This window comes from Pyxidicoccus sp. MSG2 (assembly GCF_026626705.1).
GTDB lineage: Bacteria > Myxococcota > Myxococcia > Myxococcales > Myxococcaceae > Myxococcus.
On record NZ_JAPNKC010000001.1, the window covers coordinates 8,115,682 to 8,133,729 of the forward strand.

Consider the following 18,048-nt stretch of genomic DNA (forward strand, 5'->3'; position numbering starts at 1 on the left):
CGTGAGGGCCGCGTCGCGGACGCGTGGCCGCTGGTGATGCGGCATCCGTGAGGGCCGTGCCGCTTCGTGGCCGTGTCGCCGCGGAGGCTAGAGACTGGTGGCGGAGGCCCTGCGCCCCGGCTCGCCGGGCAGCCACAATTCGAAGCGGGCGCCGCCGCCGGGCCGGGCCGTGGCGCGCACGGTGCCCCCGTGGGCGAGCACCACGCGCCGGACGATGGCCAGCCCCAGCCCGCGGCCGTTGGCGCGGGTGAGGAAGAAGGGCTCGAAGATGCGGCGCGGGTCCACGTCGGGGATGCCGGGGCCCTCGTCCTCCACCACCAGGCACACGCCGCCGTCCGCGGGCTCCACCGCCATGCGGACGCGGCCGCCGGTGGGGGAGGCCTGCACCGCGTTGCGCACCAGGTGCGTCACCGCGAGCTGGAGCAGCGTCTCGTCGCCTTCGATGGTGGGCGTGTCTTCGGCCTCGTCCACGGTGAAGCGCAGTGTGGGCGCATCCGGCGGGCCGTGGAGCTGCCCGAGCGCGCGGCGCACCAGCTCGCCCACCTGGACGGGCCGGGGGCGCGGCTCCAGCGGGCGCACCACGTCGAGCAGGTCCTTGACAATGTCCTCCAGCCGGATGACCTCCTCTTCCAGCATGCCCACCGCGGCCTGTCCGGTGGGGCCCAGGTGGGCCTCGCGCCGCAGCACCGCCACCGCGTTGAGGATGGCGCCCAGTGGGTTGCGCACCTCGTGGGCCACCACGCCCGCGGCCTCGCCCAGCACCGTCAGCCGCTCGCGTGCCACCAGCTCGTCCTGGAGGCGGGACACCTCATCCAGCCGCACCGCCAGCGTCTGGTGGTGGCGCACGTTCTCCAACGCGCCGCCCAGCAGCTGCGCGAACAGCTCCAGCGTGCCCGCGCCCGCGGGGGTGAGCGTGGTGCCCTGCACGGAGAGGAGGCCAAAGGGCTCATCGTCCACGAGGATGGGGGCGTCCAGTCCCTGTGCCTCGGGTGGGTAGAGCTTGCGGATGATCTCCACCACCTCCGGTGGGTGGATGCGGCTCACCGTGGCGAAGATGTCCTGGTGGAAGGCCGCTTTGCGCTGCTGGAGTACCTCGAGGAAGTGCGGCACGGCGGCGGCGGGAATGCGCACGTCGCCAATGGGCATGCCGTAGAGCTTCTCCGCTTCGGCCACGCCGGTGGCCTCCTGGCGCATGGGGCCGTGCCGGAAGATGTCCCCTTCCAGCAGCATGACGGACACGTAGAAGCCCTGGCGGTGCACGGCGTCCACGGCCTTCTCCAGAACCGCCTGCTCGCTCCGGCAGTGCAGCATCTCCGAGGCGGCCGTCGCGAGCGCCCCGGTGATCCTCCGCACGGAGTCCTCGCCCCCCGCGTCCTGCATCAGCACGAGGGTGTCTTCCGGGACGAGCCCCGGGGCGTGGTGCACGCTCAGGGTGCACTCCTGCCCGTCGGCCCGTCGCATGCGGACCCACCGGGGCTGCTCCGGGCGGGGGCCACCCCGGGAATAGGTCTCGTAGATGGGCTCCACCCAGCCGCGCTCCTCGGGGACGAAGCGGGCGATCAGCGCGGTCATGGGCATGGCCATCAGCTCGGCGGCCGGTGTGCCGAACAGGGCCACCATCGCGGCATTGGCGTGCAGCAGGTGCTCGCCGCGGACCACGGCGGCGGCAATGGGGAGCTCTTCGAGCAACCGATAGTCAACGGAGGAGGGGGAAGACACGGCTGTCATCCTGGGGGGCACCCCGGGCGTCCGCAAGCGACTCCCGGCGAGGCTCGCGGGGCCCTGTGCAATGGGTTTCGTCCTACCCCGTAGGAAAGGGCGAGTGGCAATACCGGAGGTACCGACGATGAACTTCCTGAACCTGATGGGCCGCGATGACCTGGAGTTGAAGGCGGTGATGGCGGTGATGGCCGCCTTCGTGATGACCGGGGCGGTGTTCCTCGGACAGATGCTCTAGTCGAGGCCCACGCCCGGCCTCACTTCTTCACGGGCTTCGCGCGGACGAGGAACTTCTGGATGAACTCCTTCTCCTCCGCGCGGAGGTGGCTGAGCCGCAGGCCGTAGCCACGCGGATTCTTGCCGTCCTCCAGCGAGTTCTCCCAGATGACGGAGCTGCGCAGCGTCATCACCCGCTGCGGGTCATCGAAGCGCAGCGTCAAATCCACCTGGGTGCCGAGCCGCAGCGGCTTGTCCGTGGCGATGAAGAGGCCACCCGACGACAGGTTGATGATGCGGTGGTCGGTGAAGATGCCCGCGTTCTGCAGCGACACGCGCACGTCGGCGTGGATGCGGTCGTCGGAGCGCCGCTCCAGACCCACGAACTCGGCGGCGGAATACGCGGGCGCCGCCGTCGCCTTCTTCACGGACGGCGCGGGCGCGGGCGCAGGCGCCTGTGAAGGCAGCGTATGCGTGCGCTGCGCGGGCACGCCCGAAGGCGCCGGATGGGTGCGCATCACCGGAGAGAGCGCGGGCGCGACGGGCGCCCGTGCCGGCAGGGGCGCCGTGGAGGCCTGGACCACTGGCGGAGGACGGGCCGGCATCACCGGCGCGGCGGCCACCGGAGGCGCGACGGGCGCCCTGGCCGGAGCCACCGGAGCCACCACGGGCGCAACGGGCGGCGCTGCCGCGGCGTCATTCAGGTCCAGCCGGGGCGGCGCGGGGCGGGGCTGCTGCGCGCCCTGCGTGTAGAGCGCTTCCGCCTCGCGCATGCGGCGCGAGAGGAACTCGAAGATTTCCGCCGACACCTTCTTCAGCTCCGGGTGCGTGTCCGGGGCCATGTGGTCCGGCGTGAAGCGCTTGGCCATGCGGAAGTAGGCCAGACGCAGCTCGTCCAGGCTTCCGTGCGGCTTGACGCCGAAGATGTCGTGAGCGGACAGGTTCTGCAGGCCGCGCAGCTGTGTGCGCAGTCGCTCCGCCTGCTGCTGCTCCACGGACTGCGTGGGGCGCGCGGTGGCGAACAAGTCCCGCAGCTCGGACATCTCCTGGAGGGCCACCCAGGTGGTGCCGTCCCGCGAGGCCCGCACCGCCGCCTTCAACCGCCCGGAGGCGATCAGCTCCCTCAGGGCCTGGAGGGCCAGCGGCCCCAGCACGCGTCCGAGGTTGTCCGCAACCCAGTAACCGACAGCAGGTGACGACACGCAGACACCCCGTGAATCAGTGAGCCAGCGCCTGGCGCACGGCCGAGGCGATTTCCAGCGGGTGGAAGGGCTTGCCCACGAAGCCCACGGCGCCCGCGGCCATTGCCTGCTCCACTACGGGCTCGGCGTCCATGCTGCTGATGACCAGCACGCGTGTTCCCGGCGAGACGCTCTTGATGGCCCCCAGCACCTCCAGGCCGCTCTTCTTCGGCATGAAGAGGTCCAGGAACATCACCGCGGGCTTCTCGCGCGCGGCCACCGCCAGTCCCTCTTCTCCGTCCGCCGCCTCGAGCAGGCGAAGCTCGATGCCTGTTTCGGCGATGACGTCCTTGAGGATGCGGCGCACGAAGCTGTCGTCGTCGACGAGCAGCAGGGTCGGGGTCTCAGGCATGGGCGCGCATGATACCTGACGCCGCGCGATACGCGTGCGCCACATGGAAGCGCCTGCCTGCCTTTTGGGTTATGGGGGCCGCATGTCCACCGACAAGGCACTCTTCCACTTCGAGTCCCAGAAGCACGCCTACCTCGAGGACCTCAAGGCCCTCGTGCGGATTCCCAGCGTCTCATTTCCTGGCTTCGACGCGGCCGAGGTCCGCCGCGGCGCCGAGGCCACCGCGAAGCTGCTGAAGGACCGTGGGTTTGAAAACGTTCAGCTCCTTGAAATCGAGGGAGCGCATCCGTACGTCTACGGAGAGGTGCTCAGGGCACCGGGCAGGCCCACGCTGCTGCTGTACGCGCACCATGACGTTCAGCCGGCAGGGGATGCGGGGGCCTGGAAGAGCCCGCCCTTCGAGCCCGTGGAGCGGGACGGGCGGCTGTACGGGCGCGGCTCGGCGGACGACAAGGCCGGCATCGTGGTGCACACGTCCGCGGTGGACGCGTGGCTGAAGGGCGCGGGCCGGCTGCCCCTCAACGTGAAGGTCATCATCGAGGGCGAGGAGGAGATTGGCAGCAACCACCTGTCCGCCTTTCTCCAGAAGCATGCGGCGCTCCTGAAGGCAGACGCCATCGTCCTCACGGACACTTCCAATTTCGACACGGGTCTGCCGTCCATCACCACCGCGCTGCGCGGGCTCGTCACGGTGGACGTGGAGGTGCGTGGGCTGAAGCAGGCGGTGCACTCGGGCATGTGGGGCGGGCCGGTGCCGGACCCCGTCATGGCGCTGTGCCGGATGCTGGCCACGCTGACGAACCCGGACGGCTCCATCGCGATTGAGGGCATCCGCGAGCGGGTGCGGCCGCTGACGGACGCGGAGCGCGCGAGCATCCACTCGCTGCCGGGGAACGAGGCGTACTTCCGCGAGCAGGTGGGCCTGTTGCCCGGTGTGCAGGTGCTGGGCGGCGGGCAGCACCCGTTCGAGATGAACTGGCGGCAGCCGAGCATCGCCATCAACGCCATCCAGGCCAGCAGCCGCAGGGACGCGCGCAACATCATCTGTGACTCGGCCTGGGCGCGCGTGGGCATCCGCATCGTTCCGGACCTGGAGCCGCGCGACGTGGAGCAGCGACTGAAGGACCACCTGCGCAAGGTGTGCCCGTGGGGGCTGGAGGTGGACTTCCACACGGAGGGCGCATCCGGCTGGTGGTACACGGACCCGTCGCACCCCGCGTTCCAGGCGGCGTTCCGCGCGCTGGAGAAGGGCTACGGCGGCAAGGCGGTGGCCATCGGCTGCGGCGCGTCCATTCCCTTCGTGGAGCCCTTCGCGCGCGAGCTGGGCGGCGTGCCCGCGCTGCTCATCGGCGTGGAGGACCCGTACACGTACGCCCACTCGGAGAACGAGAGCCTGCACCTGGGCGATTGGGAGAAGTCCATCCGCAGCGCCATCCACATCTACGAGGAGCTGGCCACGGCACTGGGTGGCCGCTGAAGCGTGACCCCGGAGGGCGAGCGAGTGTCCGCTTCCGCGCCCTCACGGGGAAGCCTGGCCGTCCCGGGCCGGCGGCCGGGGGCCGAAGAAGAGCGGGACGCTCACCACCACCAGCCGGGGCTCGCCGGACAGGATGAGCCCGGTGCGCAGCAGCTCCGGACGGTGGCCCTGCGCGAGGCGTGGCAGCCACCGCCACTCGAGCGGCTCGGGGAGCACGACGGCCACCACGCTTCCGGGCGCCTCGCGCACCCGCTGGAGGCAGTACTCGCGCAGGGGGCGGACGAGCTCGCGGTACGGAGAGTCGACGAGCTCCAGGTGGGGCGCCGGGTGCCCGCGCGCGGCGAGCGGCCCTTCCACGAAGCGCGCCCAGTCCGCCGCGAGCTGCGTGCCGCCGTCCTCGCCCGTCACCACGTGCACCGCGCGCACCTCCCGCGACAGCTGGAAGGCGAAGACGAGCGCGCGCTCCGCGGCGCGAGACCAGCGGCCCACCGGCACCACCACGATGAGCGGAGCCTCGGAGGACAGGTCGATGGGTCGCGCGAGCGCCGTCTCCCGGCGCGCGCGCCGTGCCGCCGCCTGGAGCGTCGTGAAGAGCCCCATGGCCAGGGGGATGAGGAGGACGGAAATCCAGGCGCCGTACGCGAACTTGGACACGAGCAGCACGACGAACGTGAGGCCCGTTCCCAGCGCGCCCGCCGCGTTGAGCAGGCGCGCGCGGCGGGCGCCGTCCGGACGGACGCGGCGCCAGTGGCGCACCATGCCCGCCTGCGAGAGCGTGAAGGCCAGGAACGCGCCGATGGCGAAGAGCGGGATGAGCCGGTCCGTGACACCCCGGAAGGCCACCAGCAGCGCCCCCGCCAGCAGGGCGAGCACGACGATGCCGCGCGAGTAGCCGAGGCGGCGTCCCCGGTGCGCGAAGCCCGCGGGGAGGTAGCCGTCCTGCGCGAGCAGGTGGCAGACGCGGGGGAAGTCCGTGAAGCTCGTGTTGGCCGACAGGGAGAGCACCGCGAGGACGGCCGCGCTGGCCACCGCGTAGAAGACGCCGCGTCCCATCACCGCGCCGATGAGCTGCGAGAGCACGCTCTGGTAGCCCGGAGCTCCGGGGACGGTGGCCGTCACGCCGTAGGCCCGGGCGAGCAGGGTGACTCCGAGCAGCAGCGCGACGAGCAGGCCCACCACCAGGCCGAGCGTGGCGCGCGCCCGGCGCACCGAGGGCGCGCGAAAGACGGGCACCGCGTTGCTGATGGCCTCCACGCCCGTCAGCGCCGTGCAGCCGCTGGCGAACGCGCGCAGCACCAGCCAGACGCCCACGGCCTGGGTCGCGGCCGGGGCCGCGGGAGGGGGCACCACGGCGACGGGCGCCCCTCCTGAGGCCAGCGCGCGGACCGCTCCGACAGCCAGCACCACCGCGAGGGTGAGGATGAACAGCCAGGTCGGCGCGAGGAAGGCGGCGCCCGCCTCGCGCACGCCGCGCAGGTTGACCAGCGTGAGCAGTCCCAGCAGGCCCAGGCACAGCTCCAGCGTGTACGGGTGGAGCGCGGGCACGGCGGAGACCAGCATCCCCACGCCCGCGGAGATGCCGACCGCCACGTTGAGCGTGTAGTCGAGCAGCAGGGCGGACGCGGCGAGCAGGCCCGTCCGGGGCCCGAGGTTCTCCCGGGCCACCGTGTAGGAGCCTCCGCCGTTGGGATACGCCCCCAGCGTCTGGCGGTACGACGCGGCCACGAGGACCAGCAGCAGCACGATGGCGAGGGTGATGGGGGCGAGCAGCCAGGGCCCCGCCGGGCCCAACGGCCGCAGCATGGTGAGCGCCGCCTCGGGGCCGTAGGCCGCGGAGGAGAGGGCATCCAGCCCGAGCACGGCCAGCCCCGCGCCCACGCCGATGCGCTCGTGTCCCTCCTGCCCCGCCGCCAGGGGCGGGCCGAGCAGGATGTCGGCCACGCGCCGTCCGCCTGGATTCCCCACGCTGGCCGGCCGTGTTCCCATTCCTGCTGGGAATGTGCACCGCCCAACGTGGCGGGAAGGTCCAGGCGCTCCAGGCGGCCGCCCCCACCACTGCTTCGGGGCGGACGTGCCTGTCGTGTTGACGCGCCAGCGGGTGGAGTAGACCCTTCCTCCGAGGGAGGGGTGCTCACATGGCTTCAGGCGTGGACACCGGCGTCATCGCCGGCTTCGTGGCGGCCATTGCCTTCGACGTGCTGATGCCGGTGGCGGTGGTGCTGTGGGTCCGCCGCCGGCTGGGCGTGGCGTGGAAGGTGGTGGGCTGGGGCGCGGTGGCCTTCGCGCTGTCCCAGCTCTTCACCCGGGTGCCGCTGGTGCAGCTCTTCCAGTACCTGCTGCGCGACGAGCTGAAGGACTCACCGGTATTCATGGGCGTGTGGATTGCCCTCCTGTGCATCACCGCGGGCCTCTTCGAGGAGACGGCGCGCCTGTGGGTGTTTCGCGGGCCGCTGAAGGACTTCCGGCGCTGGCGGGACGCGGTGGGCTTCGGCGTGGGGCACGGCGGGCTGGAGTCCGCGGTGCTGATTGCCGGCATGGCCGTGCTGGGGCTCATCAACCTGGTGGTGCTGTCGCAGTTGGACCCGTCCACGCTGAAGGTTCCGCCCGACGTGATGGAGCAGGTGCGGCAGACGCAGGCGACGTTCGCGGCGCTGCGCTGGTGGGAGCCGTTGCTGGGCGCGTACGAGCGCGCCCCGGCCATGGTGTTCCACGTCGCGATGTCCGTGCTCGTGCTGCAGCGCTTCGTCCGCGGCGGGGTGGGGTGGTACTGGCTCGCGGTGGGCAGTCACGCGCTCTTCAACGGGGTGGCCGTGGGGGCGGGCAAGCTCGCGGGCGCGGTGGCGGCGGAGGTCGCGGTGACGGTGGGCGCGCTCGTCGGCCTGTGGGTCATCCTCCGCCTGCGTCCCAAGGAGCCGGAGCCCGGGCCGGAGGCTACCGCGCCTTGAAGTGGTCCGTGGCCTCGACCAGCGCGGAGGTGTTGCCGGGCTCGTTCGCGGAGTGGCCCGCGTCCGGGACGATGATGAGCTCCGCCTCCGGCCACGCCTTGTGCAGCGCCCAGGCGCTCTCCGGCGGGCACACCACGTCATAGCGTCCCTGGATGATGACGGCCGGGATGTGGCGGATGCGGTGCACGTCGTCGAGCAACTGCGTGTCACTGCGCAGGAAGCCCTTGTTGACGAAGTAGTGGCACTCGATGCGCGCGAAGGCGAGGGCGAAGGTGTCCTGGGCGTTGCGCGCCACCAGCTCCGCGTTGGGGTACAGGCAGCTGGTGCGGCCCTCCCACACGCTCCACGCGCGCGCCGCCTCATGCTGCGCCTTCTCGTCGGTGCCCATCAGCCGGCGTGCGTAGGCGGACAGCAAATCGCCACGCTCCCCGGGGGGAATGGGCGCGAGGTAGTGCTCCCACGCATCCGGGAAGAGGGCATCCGCGCCGCGCTGGTAGAACCAATCAATCTCGCGCTTGCGCAGCAGGAAGATGCCGCGCAGCACCATTTCCGTGACGCGCTCCGGGTGTGTCTCCGCGTAGGCCAGCGCCAGCGTGCTGCCCCACGAGCCGCCGAAGAGCTGCCACCGGTCGATGTCCAGGTGCTCGCGCAGCCGCTCCATGTCGGCGACGAGGTCCCAGGTGGTGTTCTCCTCCAGGCTCGCGTGCGGAGTGCTCCTGCCGCAGCCGCGCTGGTCGAAGAGGACGATGCGGTACGCGCCCGGGTCGAAGAAGCGCCGCTGCCGCGGGTCCGTCCCGCCGCCCGGGCCGCCGTGGACGAAGACCACCGGCTTGCCGTTCGGGTTGCCGCACTCCTCGAAGTACACCTCGTGGAGCGAGGACACGCGCAGTCGCCCGGTGCGGTAGGGCTCCAGGGGCGGGTACAGCGTACGCAACTGCTTGGCGGAGGCGGACACGGGACTCGCTTCTCACGGGTGGGGAGATGGCTGTCACCGTACCAGAGCGCCTCCGTCCGCCAGACACCCCTTCACTCCCGCGCCAGCTCCGCCCCCAGGGCAGGAAGACGTCCGTCAGTAGACGCTGGCCTGTCCGCCCTCCAGCCCGGCGGGCGCCACCAGTGGCGATGTGACGGCGAAGTTGCCCGGCCGCAACGCTGACTTTGCGGGCGACGTGGACACTTCCGTGGACTCCCAACCCCAGGAGCGTCCCGTGAACATCGCCTCCCTGATGAACCCCCCGAAGGCGCGCGTCACCCCGGCTCGCGAGCCCCGGCTGCGGCTCGTGCGCGTGCAGGCCACCGTCCTCGCCCAGGGCGCGTGGAGCGCGATGAAGGACAGCGTGCGGGCGTTCCGCCACATGCGGGACGTCCTCACCGGCGGCTACGCCGACGTGCGGCCGTAGCCTCAGGAAGCAGGGCCCGACCCCGTGGAGCCAGGGGGCCGGGGCATTCTCAGGAGGGCGCGCCCGGAGTCGGGCGGGTTCCCGGGTCCTTCGGCGCGTCCTCCTTTGGCGGAGGAGGCGGCACGCCCTTGCCCGCGGGCGCCACCATCCGCACCTCGGTGCGGTCATCCAGCGCGAGCCCGTCGCCCTTGGGCTCCGTCTCCGTCACCGAGATGACGTCCCCGCGGTTGAGCTGCATGAAGCGCTCGTTGCGCTCGTTGCGGTGCCGCTCCTGCATCGCCAGGCCCACGCGCCCTTCCGGGCCGCAGCCGATGTAGCGCTTGCGCCCCTTGCCCTCCAGCGGCTCGGAGACGATGCGGAACAGCCTTCCCGGCGGCAGCTCCGGCCACGCTTCACCCTTCGGCGCCAGCACGAGGTAGCTCATCTTGAGCGCCTCCTTGTGCAGACTCGCCGCGCGCGCAATCTCCTCCACCACCTTGGGCATGGGCCAGGGCCGCTCGGCGTGGCACCAGTCCGTCTCCTTCACCAGCGCCGGACACGCGCCCCGATACATGCACGGCGCGCGCACCGCGTAGCCGCGCTCCACCATGGCGTCGCGCACGTGGAGCAGGCCGCGGCTCGTCTCGCGCAGCGCGGGCTCCATGACGAGCAGGCTGCCGCCGCGCTTCACCTTCGCCAGCGCCGCCTCCAGCAGCGCCGCGCGCGGGGCCGTGGCTGAATCACCGGTGCCGTACAGCTCGTTGATGACGTGGCCCATCGTAATCAGGTCGAAGTTGCCCTCCGGCAGCGCCGCGCCCTTCTTCGTCGGGTCCCAGTCGCGCGTGGCCAGCGCCTCGCCGGCCTCGGTGGCCAGGCTGCGCGCGAGGTTGAGGGCCGCCTTGCTGCGGTCCGCGGCCGTCACCTCGCCCGCGCCCGCGTCCAGGGCCGCGAAGGCCACCGGGCCCGGGCCGCTGCCCAGGTCCAGCACCTGCCGGGGTCGGTTGGGCAGCTCGCCCAGCACCTGCCTCGCCTGGGCATAGGACACCGGCCAGTAGAAGAGCAGGTAGGCGCCGAGCAGGCGCGGGTCGTCCATGTACCGGGCGCCGGCGAGCTGCCGCTCCCGCGTCAGGCCGAGGGAGAGCTGGCGGACGCCCGCGCCCACCTCCTTCACCTCCTGAGGCGTGAGGCGCGTCTCCGGCCCGTCGCCCTTGCCGCGCGAGGCGCGCCACACGGCGATGAGCCTCGGCATCCACCGCTCCAGGTCCTTGCTGTACGCGTTGCTCATCCCGCCCAACCTTCGAGCGTGGCGCACCACCCGGGGGCGGCCACGTCAATCCGTTGTCATCCCGCCAAGGCTTCAACTGGGAGGTCGCCACCCGGGGGCGACCGCGTTAAACCCTGGTTCCACATGATTTCCGTCCACGGCCTGCGCAAGCACTACAAAGTCCACAAGCGCCCGCCGGGCCTGAAGGCGGCCCTTCGCTCGCTCGTCCACCGCAGCTACACCACGGTGAAGGCCGTGGACGGTATCTCCTTCGACATCCGCCCGGGGGAGCGCGTGGGCTTCCTGGGCCCCAACGGCGCCGGAAAGACGACGACGCTCAAGGTGCTGTCCGGGCTGCTCCACCCCTCCGAGGGCGAGGTGACGGTGGACGGCCACGTGCCTCGGCTCCGGGAGGAGGCCTTCCTCAAGAAAATCATGCTCGTCATGGGGCAGAAGCAGCAGCTCCTCTGGGACCTTCCTCCCGCGGAGACCTTCGAGCTCAACCGCGCCATCTACGACGTGCCCGCCGCCCAGTACAAGCAGACGATGGACGAACTGGTGGGGCTGCTCGACATCGGCGACCTCATCGGCAAGCCCACCCGGCAGCTCTCCCTGGGCGAGCGGATGAAGTGCGAGCTGGCCGCGGCGCTCATCCACCGCCCCCGCGTGTTGTTCCTCGACGAGCCCACCATCGGCCTGGACGTGTCCATGCAGGCCACCATGCGGACGTTCATCAAGGACTACAACGAGAAGTACGGCGCCACGCTCATCCTCACCAGCCACTACATGGACGACGTGGCGGCGCTGTGCCCCCGGGTCATCGTCATCGACAAGGGCCTGTTGTCCTACGACGGCAGCCTGGACGCGCTGGTGCAGCGCATCCGCCCGGAGAAGCGCGTGGTGCTGCGGCTGTCCGAGCAGGTGGACGCCGCGCGCCTGGCCCCGCTGGGCGGCAGGGTGGTGACGCACGAGGCCGGCACCGCCGTGCTCCAGGTGCGCCAGGAGGCCGTCAACGCCACCATCAGCCGCGCGCTGGCGGGGCTGCCGGTGACGGACCTCACGGTGGAGAACGCGCCGCTGGAAGAGGTGATGAGCGAGCTGTTCGCGGAGAACAAGGCCCGTCGCGAGGCGGCGGCCCACGAGGCCCCGGCGAGCGAGTCGGTGCCGGCATGAGCTTTCGCAACACGATGCGCGCCATGCCCACGCTGCTCAAAGTCGGTTTCGCCGAGGCGGTGGCCTACCGCGCGGAGATGCTCATCTGGGTGCTGTCCACCACCATGCCGCTGGTCAACATGGTGCTGTGGATGGCGGTGGCCCGGAATGCGCCGGTGGGCCGCTTCGGTCAGGCGGACTTCGTGGGCTACTTCCTCGCCACCTTCGCGGTGCGCCAGCTCACCAGCTCCTGGGCCGCGTGGCTCATCAACTGGGAGGTGCGGCAGGGGACGCTGTCCATGCGTCTCTTGCGCCCCATCTCTCCGCTGTGGGCCTACGCGGCGGAGAACATCGCCGGCTTCCCCATGCGCCTGGTGGTGGCCATTCCGGTGACGGTGCTCGCCGTGGTGCTGGTGGGAAGCAAGGCGGTGCCCCAGCACGCGTGGCAGTGGGCCTTCTTCGTGCTGGCGGTGCTGGGCGGGTGGGCCATCTCCTTCCTGGCCAACGTCACCATCGGCGCGCTGAGCTTCTTCCTGGGCAGCAGCCAGAAGGTGATGGAGGTGTGGCTCGTCCTGTACTTCGTCTGCTCCGGGTACATGTACCCGGTGGAGCTGTTGCCCGCGGGGCTGCGCACCCTCATCAACTGGCTGCCCTTCCGCTACCAGATTGGCCTGCCGGTGGAGCTGATGACGGGCGCGCACGGCTGGCGCGAGGCGCTGCTGCTGTTGGGCGCGCAGTGGGCCTGGGTGGTGGTGCTGGGCGGGCTCACCGTGGTCGTGTGGAAGCAGGGCGTGCGGCGCTTCGCGGCGTTTGGAGGGTAGGGGCATGTTGCGGCGCTATTGGCGACTGCTGGGCATCCAGCTCAAGGCGTCCGGGTTGCTGGCGCTCCAGTACCGCGCGGACTTCTTCACCGAGGGAATTACGTCCCTCTTCTGGACCTTCACCGCGCTGGCGCCGCTGTTCGTCGTCTACGGCGAGCGGCCCGTGGTGGAGGGCTGGGGCTTCGGCGAGGCGCTGCTGGTGGTGGGCTGGTTCACGCTGCTCCAGGGCATCCTCGAGGGCGCCATCAACCCCAGCCTCACCGGCGTGGTGGACCACATCCGCAAGGGCACGCTGGACTTCGTACTGCTCAAGCCCGCGGACGCGCAGTTCCTCGTGTCCACCCAGCGCTTCCTGCCCTGGCGCGCCTTCAACGTGCTCACCGGGCTGGGGCTGTTCGTCTACGCCTTCGCGAAGCTGGGGCACGGGCCGTCGGTGACGGGGGTGCTGGCGTCGGTGCTGCTGCTGGGCACCAGCACGCTGCTGCTCTACTCGCTGTGGATTCTGACGGTGAGCGCGGCCTTCTTCGTCGTGCGCGTGGACAACCTCACGTACCTCTTCACGTCCATCTTCGACTTCGCGCGCTGGCCGTCCTCCGTGTTCCAGGGCGTGGCCCGGGGCGCGCTGACGATTTTCTTCACGTACGTCATCCCCCTGGCGCTGATGACCACCTTCCCCGCCCAGGCCATGCTGGGGCGCCTGCCGCTGCATGCGCTCGGTGGCGCCGTGGTGGGCTCGGCCGTCTTCGCCTGGGTGGCCCGCAGGGTGTGGCTGCGCTCCATCGGCCACTACACGTCCGCCAGCAGCTAGCCCGGGCCGCCCGCCCGCCTGCCCCAGGGGGCTGGGTGTCTATGACCCCACCTGGGGGAGTGTTCACTATTGGCTGGTGCAATGGCCTCCGACGCACGGGGTGGAGTAAACGCGGCAGAACGTGGGCCCCCGCCCACCTTCCCCCTCAAGTCGGAAAAAGGACACCCTCCTCATGAATTGCCCTGCTGGGTTCGGCCGAATGGCCGCGCTCGTGATGACGCTCGCCATGGCGGGCTGTTCACACGAGGATTTTGCAGAGCCGCTGAATAATCCGGAAGTCATGACCGCGGAACTGGGTGAGAGCACCTGGTCGCCCGTGGCGAACATGTCCACGCAGCGCGTGGACCACACCGCGACGCTGTTGCGCTCCGGCAATGTGCTGGTGGCCGGTGGCCAGACAGCGAGCGCGGAATTGTACGACGCGAAGCTCGCGCGCTGGTCCAACGTGGGCTCGATGGTGGCCGTGCGGCGCCGCCACACCGCGACGCTGCTGGCGTCCGGGAAGGTGCTCGTCGTGGGCGGTGACTCCGGCGCGTCCTCCACCGGCACCGCCGAGCTGTATGACCCGGCCACGGGCCAGTGGACGGCCACGGGCAGCCTGGACTCGCTGCGCTCCGGCCACACCGCGACGCTGCTGTCCAACGGGAAGGTGCTGGTGGTGGGCGGCGAGGATGGCGCGAGCGGCGGGCTGGAGACCGCGCGGCTCTACGACGCGGCGACGGGCGTGTGGGCGGCGACGGCCAGCCTCTCCACGAAGCGCGTGGGCCACACCGCGACGCTGCTGGCGTCCGGCAAGGTGCTGGTGACGGGCGGGCGCAATCGCCCCAGCGGCACCCTCCTGAAGACCGCGGAGGTGTATGACCCGGCCACCGGCACGTGGACGGCGGTGGCGCTGCCCATGAGCACCGTGCGCTCCGGCCACTCCGCCACGCTGCTGCTGTCCGGCAAGGTGCTGGTGGCGGGCGGCATGGTGGACGACTTCACCGCCTCGCGCACCGCGGAGCTGTATGACCCGGCCACCGGCACGTGGACGTCCGCCAGCAACGTCCTGCCCGTGGAGCGGGCGATGCACACCGCCACGCTGCTGCACTCGGGCGAGGTGCTCGTCACCGGCGGCACCGACGGCGGCGAGCTGTCCCTCCAGAGCGTGGCGCTCTATGAGCCGACCAGCAACCGCTGGTTCACCTCGTTCTCCATGGGGACGAGCCGGCTCGGCCACACGGCCACGCTGCTGAACTCCGGCGACCTGCTCGTCGCCGGAGGCCGTCCGGACGGAGGACCGGGCACCGCGAGCGCCGAGCGCTTCACGCCGCAGTCGCCGCCCTGGCGGCTGACGGGCGCCATGGCGGCGGCGCGCTACCACCACTCCCTCACCACGCTGGACTCCGGCCTGGTGCTGGCGGCGGGTGGCACGGCCACCGGCAGCAGCGCGCTCATGGGCGCCGAGCTCTACGACGAGCACGCGGGGACGTGGGTGGCGGCGGGCACGCTCGTCACGTCGCGCTTCCTGCACAGCGGCACGAAGCTGCCCTCCGGCAAGGTGCTGGTGGCGGGAGGGCAGGGCAGCTCGTCCCTCTACCTCTCCTCCGCGGAGGTATATGACCCGACGACGCACGTCTGGGCGTCCACCGGCGCGCTGGCCACCCCGCGCTCGCGCCACTCGGCGACGCTGCTGAACTCGGGGCAGGTGCTGGTGGCGGGCGGTCGGATGAGCTCCAGCTTCAGCTCCCTCCTCAGCACCGCCGAGCTGTACGACCCGACCGTCGGCACGTGGCGCGCCGCCGCGAGCATGAGCCGCAAGCGACTCAACCACACCGCCACGCTGCTGCAGTCCGGCCGCGTGCTGGTGGTGGGCGGCACCACTCCGGAGGGGGACACGGCCACGGCGGAGCTGTACGATCCGGCCACCGACACGTGGACCGCGACAGGCTCCATGGCGGCCACGCGCTATGGGCACGCGGCGGTGGGGCTGCGCGACGGCAAGGTGCTGGTGGTGGGCGGCTGGAGCGGCCGCGCCGTGGCCACCGCCGAGCTGTATGACCCGAGCACCGGCCTGTGGACCTCCGTGGCGCCCATGTCCGCCGCGCGCTACGGGCCCATGGCCACGCTGCTGGAGCCCTCCGGCCGCGTGCTGGTGCTGGGCGGCGACGGCGGCACGAGCGTGGGCCTCCTGGACTCCTCGGAAGTGTATGACGCGGGCACCGGCCTGTGGACCTCCGCGGGCTCGCTGTCCACGCCGGTGACGAGCGCCGGTGTGGCGAAGCTGCCGGGCACCGGCCGCGTGCTCGTCTGCGGCGGCCTGGGCACCAGCGGCTCCCTCGTCTCCACGGAGCTGTACACGCCCGCGCTCTGAGTCCTCCCCCGCGCACCGTCCGCCCCTTTGTGTATGGGGGCGGACGACCTGGACTGGGGGTGGGATTCGACCCGTTGACTCAAATGTCAACCGTGCGAGGGTTGCGCTGCTCTCCCGGGCAATCCGGGAGTCGCAGGCGTTCCAACCCCCCTCAGCAGGTTGAAGGAGCCGGTGATGAAGAGGCTTCAGGCGGTCCTCGTGACAGTGGTGTGCGCGGGAGTGCTCGGGCTTGTCCCCGAGGCCCGCGCGGGTGCTGCGAAGACGACGTACCCGGTGGTGTTCGCCCACGGCATGGGTGGGTTCGACGACCTGCTCGGCTACGACTACTGGGGCAACGACTACGGCATGTTCGTGGGAGACGCGTGTGACGCGCTCCTCGAGGTGGACTGCAACGAGGACATCGACGCGGGGCAGAAGTCCTTCGTCGCGCAGGTGCAGGCGTTCCAGTCCTCGGAGGTGCGGGGGCTGGACCTGGCGAACGACATCGAAGGCTTCATGGCGACGTCGGGCGCGGCGAAGGTGAACCTCATCGGCCACTCGCAGGGTGGCATCGACGCGCGCAAGGCGGCGCGGGTGCTGCGCGAGCGGCGCGGGGCCACGGTGGTGGCGGTGCTGGTGAGCGTGTCCTCGCCGCACCGGGGCTCGCCGGTGGCGAAGTACATCCTGGACCTGAAGCCGGGCGTGACGAGCGTCATCGCCGCTCTGGCGAAGTACTACGGCAACGTGGTGTACAAGGCGGGCAATGACGCGTACGCGGGCGCCAAGCAGCTCGTCTACAACGACTACTCGGCCACGGACGGCGTCACCACGGGCATGAAGGCGTTCAACGACACGTACCCGGTGAGCGCGAGCTACGCGGGCCGCTACGTGTCGCTCATCACCGCGCAGAACGGCGTCAACGTGAATCCGGCGCTGTACCTGTTGAGCGAGTTCCTGTTCGACATCGACGGGGATGGGTACTGCGCGAACGACGGCGACAACGACGGCGCGGGCGGCTGCGGCGACGGCGTGCGCAACGAGGCGGATGACGACGGCCTGGTGGGCATCAACTCGCAGCAGATGGGCACCCGGCTGCGCTACTCGGAGTCGACCTTCGGCTTCGACTCGGTGACGAACGACACGTCCGTCGCCGCGGTGACGAGCCTCAACGCGCCGACGAGCGCGCAGATGACGTCCACCTCCAGCGTCATCTCCCAGGACCACCTGGACGTGGTGGGCGTGGGTCCGGACACCTTCGACGAGCCGGAGTTCTACGCCGCCATCTTCCAGTACATCGCGACGTACGACTGAGAAGCCGTGGCACGGGCGGGGCCCGGGAGTGCCCGGGCCCTGCTCGAGGCAGCGGGGACTTCACGCCCCAGGCTGCGTCTCCTCGGCCTCCACGCCGTAGTACGCGAGGCACTCCACCTCGCGGCCGCGTACCACGCGCCTGCCGTCGAGCGGGCCCCCATGCGCGGTGACGACGGTGCACTGGCCCTCTTCGTCGTCCTTGTCGAAGTACAGCACCACCCAGTCCTTCGTGGTTCCCTGCTGGTGCGCCAGCGCCGTGTTGGAGAACAGCGCCCGGAGGTTCCACCCGTCCACCGTGCGGCGCAGCACCGGCAGCCACGCCTCCCCCGACGGGTTGAATCGGCGCGGCGCAATCTTCCGCAGCCCACCCTCCGCCGCGCGCCGCCGGTACTCCTCGTCCATCTCCAGCAGCAGGCCAATCTCCGGCTGTGCGCCCTGGGCCGAAGCCGCCTGGAGCCGCGCCGCCCCACGCCGCTGACGTCCGAGCCGTGCCGCCAGCAGCTCGCGCACCTGCTGCCCGCGCCGGGGCCCGAAGCCCTCCACCTGCTCCAGGCTCCCGTCGTGCGCCGCCTGCTCCAGCTCCTCCAGCGAGCGCACTCCCAGCTCCGCGTGGATGCGATGCGCCAGCTCCGGACCGATGCCGGGCACGCTCGCGAGCAGCTGCTCGGGCGATGCGTCGGACTCCAGCCGCTCGAGCAGTCCCAGTGCCCCCGTCCGCACCCACTCCGCCACCGCCGCCGCGATGCTCCTGCCCACCCCGGGCAGCTCGCGCAGCCCCGCCTCACCCTCCGAGGCGAGCACCTCCGCCACCGGCTTCGGCCACTTCGCGATGCTCGTGGCGGCCTTCCGGTACGCGTTCACCCGGAAGGGCATGGCGTCCTGCTCCTCCAGCAGGTCCGCCACTCGCTCCAGCATGTCCGCGACGTCGATGTTGTCCTTCCATTTCGTGCCCATGGCTACCTTGAAGGTGGGACGGCGCCAGGCCAACCGCCAGTCCCACCCCGTCTCACGTCCAGCAGGGCAGGCGGGCA

Annotated in this window: 15 protein-coding genes; 8 read left to right on the plus strand and 7 right to left on the minus strand. The window is 71.2% G+C overall.

The window, feature by feature from the left end:
- Nucleotides 1-87 precede the first annotated feature (87 nt).
- The 3 genes from OV427_RS31835 to OV427_RS31845 all read right to left on the minus strand — a co-directional run bounded on the left by OV427_RS31835 (nt 88) and on the right by OV427_RS31845 (nt 3,528).
- Entirely contained in the window at nt 88-1,728 is a 1,641-nt protein-coding gene (locus OV427_RS31835) for an ATP-binding protein (protein ID WP_267859965.1), read from the minus strand.
- 248 nt (nt 1,729-1,976) lie between these two features.
- Nucleotides 1,977-3,137 carry a TIGR02266 family protein gene (locus OV427_RS31840; RefSeq protein ID WP_267859966.1) on the minus strand — a complete coding sequence of 387 codons (1,161 nt, stop codon included), beginning with the start codon at nt 3,135-3,137 and terminating at the stop codon, nt 1,977-1,979.
- Nucleotides 3,138-3,153: 16 nt separating this feature from the next.
- Nucleotides 3,154-3,528, minus strand: coding sequence for a response regulator (locus tag OV427_RS31845; RefSeq protein ID WP_267859967.1), 375 nt, complete (start codon nt 3,526-3,528; stop codon nt 3,154-3,156).
- A gap of 82 nt (nt 3,529-3,610) precedes the next feature.
- On the opposite strand from OV427_RS31845, the gene OV427_RS31850 reads away from it, so the two are divergent.
- Nucleotides 3,611-5,005, plus strand: coding sequence for a M20/M25/M40 family metallo-hydrolase (locus tag OV427_RS31850; protein ID WP_267859968.1), 1,395 nt, complete (start codon nt 3,611-3,613; stop codon nt 5,003-5,005).
- Nucleotides 5,006-5,047: 42 nt separating this feature from the next.
- Here OV427_RS31850 and OV427_RS31855 read toward each other — a convergent pair whose 3' ends face one another.
- Nucleotides 5,048-6,946 (minus strand): APC family permease, encoded by a 1,899-nt coding sequence (locus tag OV427_RS31855; protein ID WP_267859969.1) that lies wholly within the window; start codon nt 6,944-6,946, stop codon nt 5,048-5,050.
- 194 nt (nt 6,947-7,140) lie between these two features.
- Here OV427_RS31855 and OV427_RS31860 point away from each other — a divergent pair, with 194 nt between their 5' ends.
- A complete protein-coding gene (locus tag OV427_RS31860) occupies nt 7,141-7,950 on the plus strand; it encodes a YhfC family intramembrane metalloprotease (protein ID WP_267859970.1) in 810 nt (269 codons plus the stop codon).
- Here the strand turns inward: OV427_RS31860 and pip are convergent.
- Nucleotides 7,937-8,884, minus strand: coding sequence for a prolyl aminopeptidase (pip, locus tag OV427_RS31865; RefSeq protein ID WP_420718374.1), 948 nt, complete (start codon nt 8,882-8,884; stop codon nt 7,937-7,939). The two genes, OV427_RS31860 and pip, sit on opposite strands and share 14 nt — an antisense overlap.
- Nucleotides 8,885-9,158: 274 nt before the next feature.
- On the opposite strand from pip, the gene OV427_RS31870 reads away from it, so the two are divergent.
- A complete protein-coding gene (locus tag OV427_RS31870) occupies nt 9,159-9,350 on the plus strand; it encodes a hypothetical protein (protein ID WP_267859972.1) in 192 nt (63 codons plus the stop codon).
- A 49-nt stretch (nt 9,351-9,399) separates the two neighbouring features.
- Here OV427_RS31870 and OV427_RS31875 read toward each other — a convergent pair whose 3' ends face one another.
- Nucleotides 9,400-10,614 carry a small ribosomal subunit Rsm22 family protein gene (locus tag OV427_RS31875; RefSeq protein ID WP_267859973.1) on the minus strand — a complete coding sequence of 405 codons (1,215 nt, stop codon included), beginning with the start codon at nt 10,612-10,614 and terminating at the stop codon, nt 9,400-9,402.
- Between the two features lie 123 nt (nt 10,615-10,737).
- Here OV427_RS31875 and OV427_RS31880 point away from each other — a divergent pair, with 123 nt between their 5' ends.
- From OV427_RS31880 to OV427_RS31900, 5 genes are all read left to right on the plus strand, one after another.
- The gene (locus OV427_RS31880) at nt 10,738-11,766 is read left to right on the plus strand and encodes an ABC transporter ATP-binding protein (protein WP_267859974.1); all 1,029 of its coding nucleotides are present in this window, start codon (nt 10,738-10,740) and stop codon (nt 11,764-11,766) included.
- Complete coding sequence (locus OV427_RS31885) at nt 11,763-12,566, plus strand: ABC transporter permease (protein ID WP_267859975.1); 804 nt, start codon at nt 11,763-11,765, stop codon at nt 12,564-12,566. Before OV427_RS31880 ends, OV427_RS31885 begins: the two co-directional genes overlap by 4 nt.
- A 4-nt stretch (nt 12,567-12,570) precedes the next feature.
- Nucleotides 12,571-13,374 (plus strand): ABC transporter permease, encoded by an 804-nt coding sequence (locus OV427_RS31890; RefSeq protein WP_267859976.1) that lies wholly within the window; start codon nt 12,571-12,573, stop codon nt 13,372-13,374.
- Nucleotides 13,375-13,654: 280 nt separating this feature from the next.
- On the plus strand, nt 13,655-15,727 hold the full coding sequence (locus OV427_RS31895; protein ID WP_267859977.1) for a Kelch repeat-containing protein: 2,073 nt from the start codon (nt 13,655-13,657) through the stop codon (nt 15,725-15,727).
- 174 nt (nt 15,728-15,901) lie between these two features.
- Entirely contained in the window at nt 15,902-17,017 is a 1,116-nt protein-coding gene (locus OV427_RS31900; RefSeq protein WP_267859978.1) for an esterase/lipase family protein, read from the plus strand.
- A 60-nt stretch (nt 17,018-17,077) separates the two neighbouring features.
- Here OV427_RS31900 and OV427_RS31905 read toward each other — a convergent pair whose 3' ends face one another.
- Nucleotides 17,078-17,971 carry a helix-hairpin-helix domain-containing protein gene (locus tag OV427_RS31905; protein WP_267859979.1) on the minus strand — a complete coding sequence of 298 codons (894 nt, stop codon included), beginning with the start codon at nt 17,969-17,971 and terminating at the stop codon, nt 17,078-17,080.
- Nucleotides 17,972-18,048 lie beyond the last annotated feature (77 nt).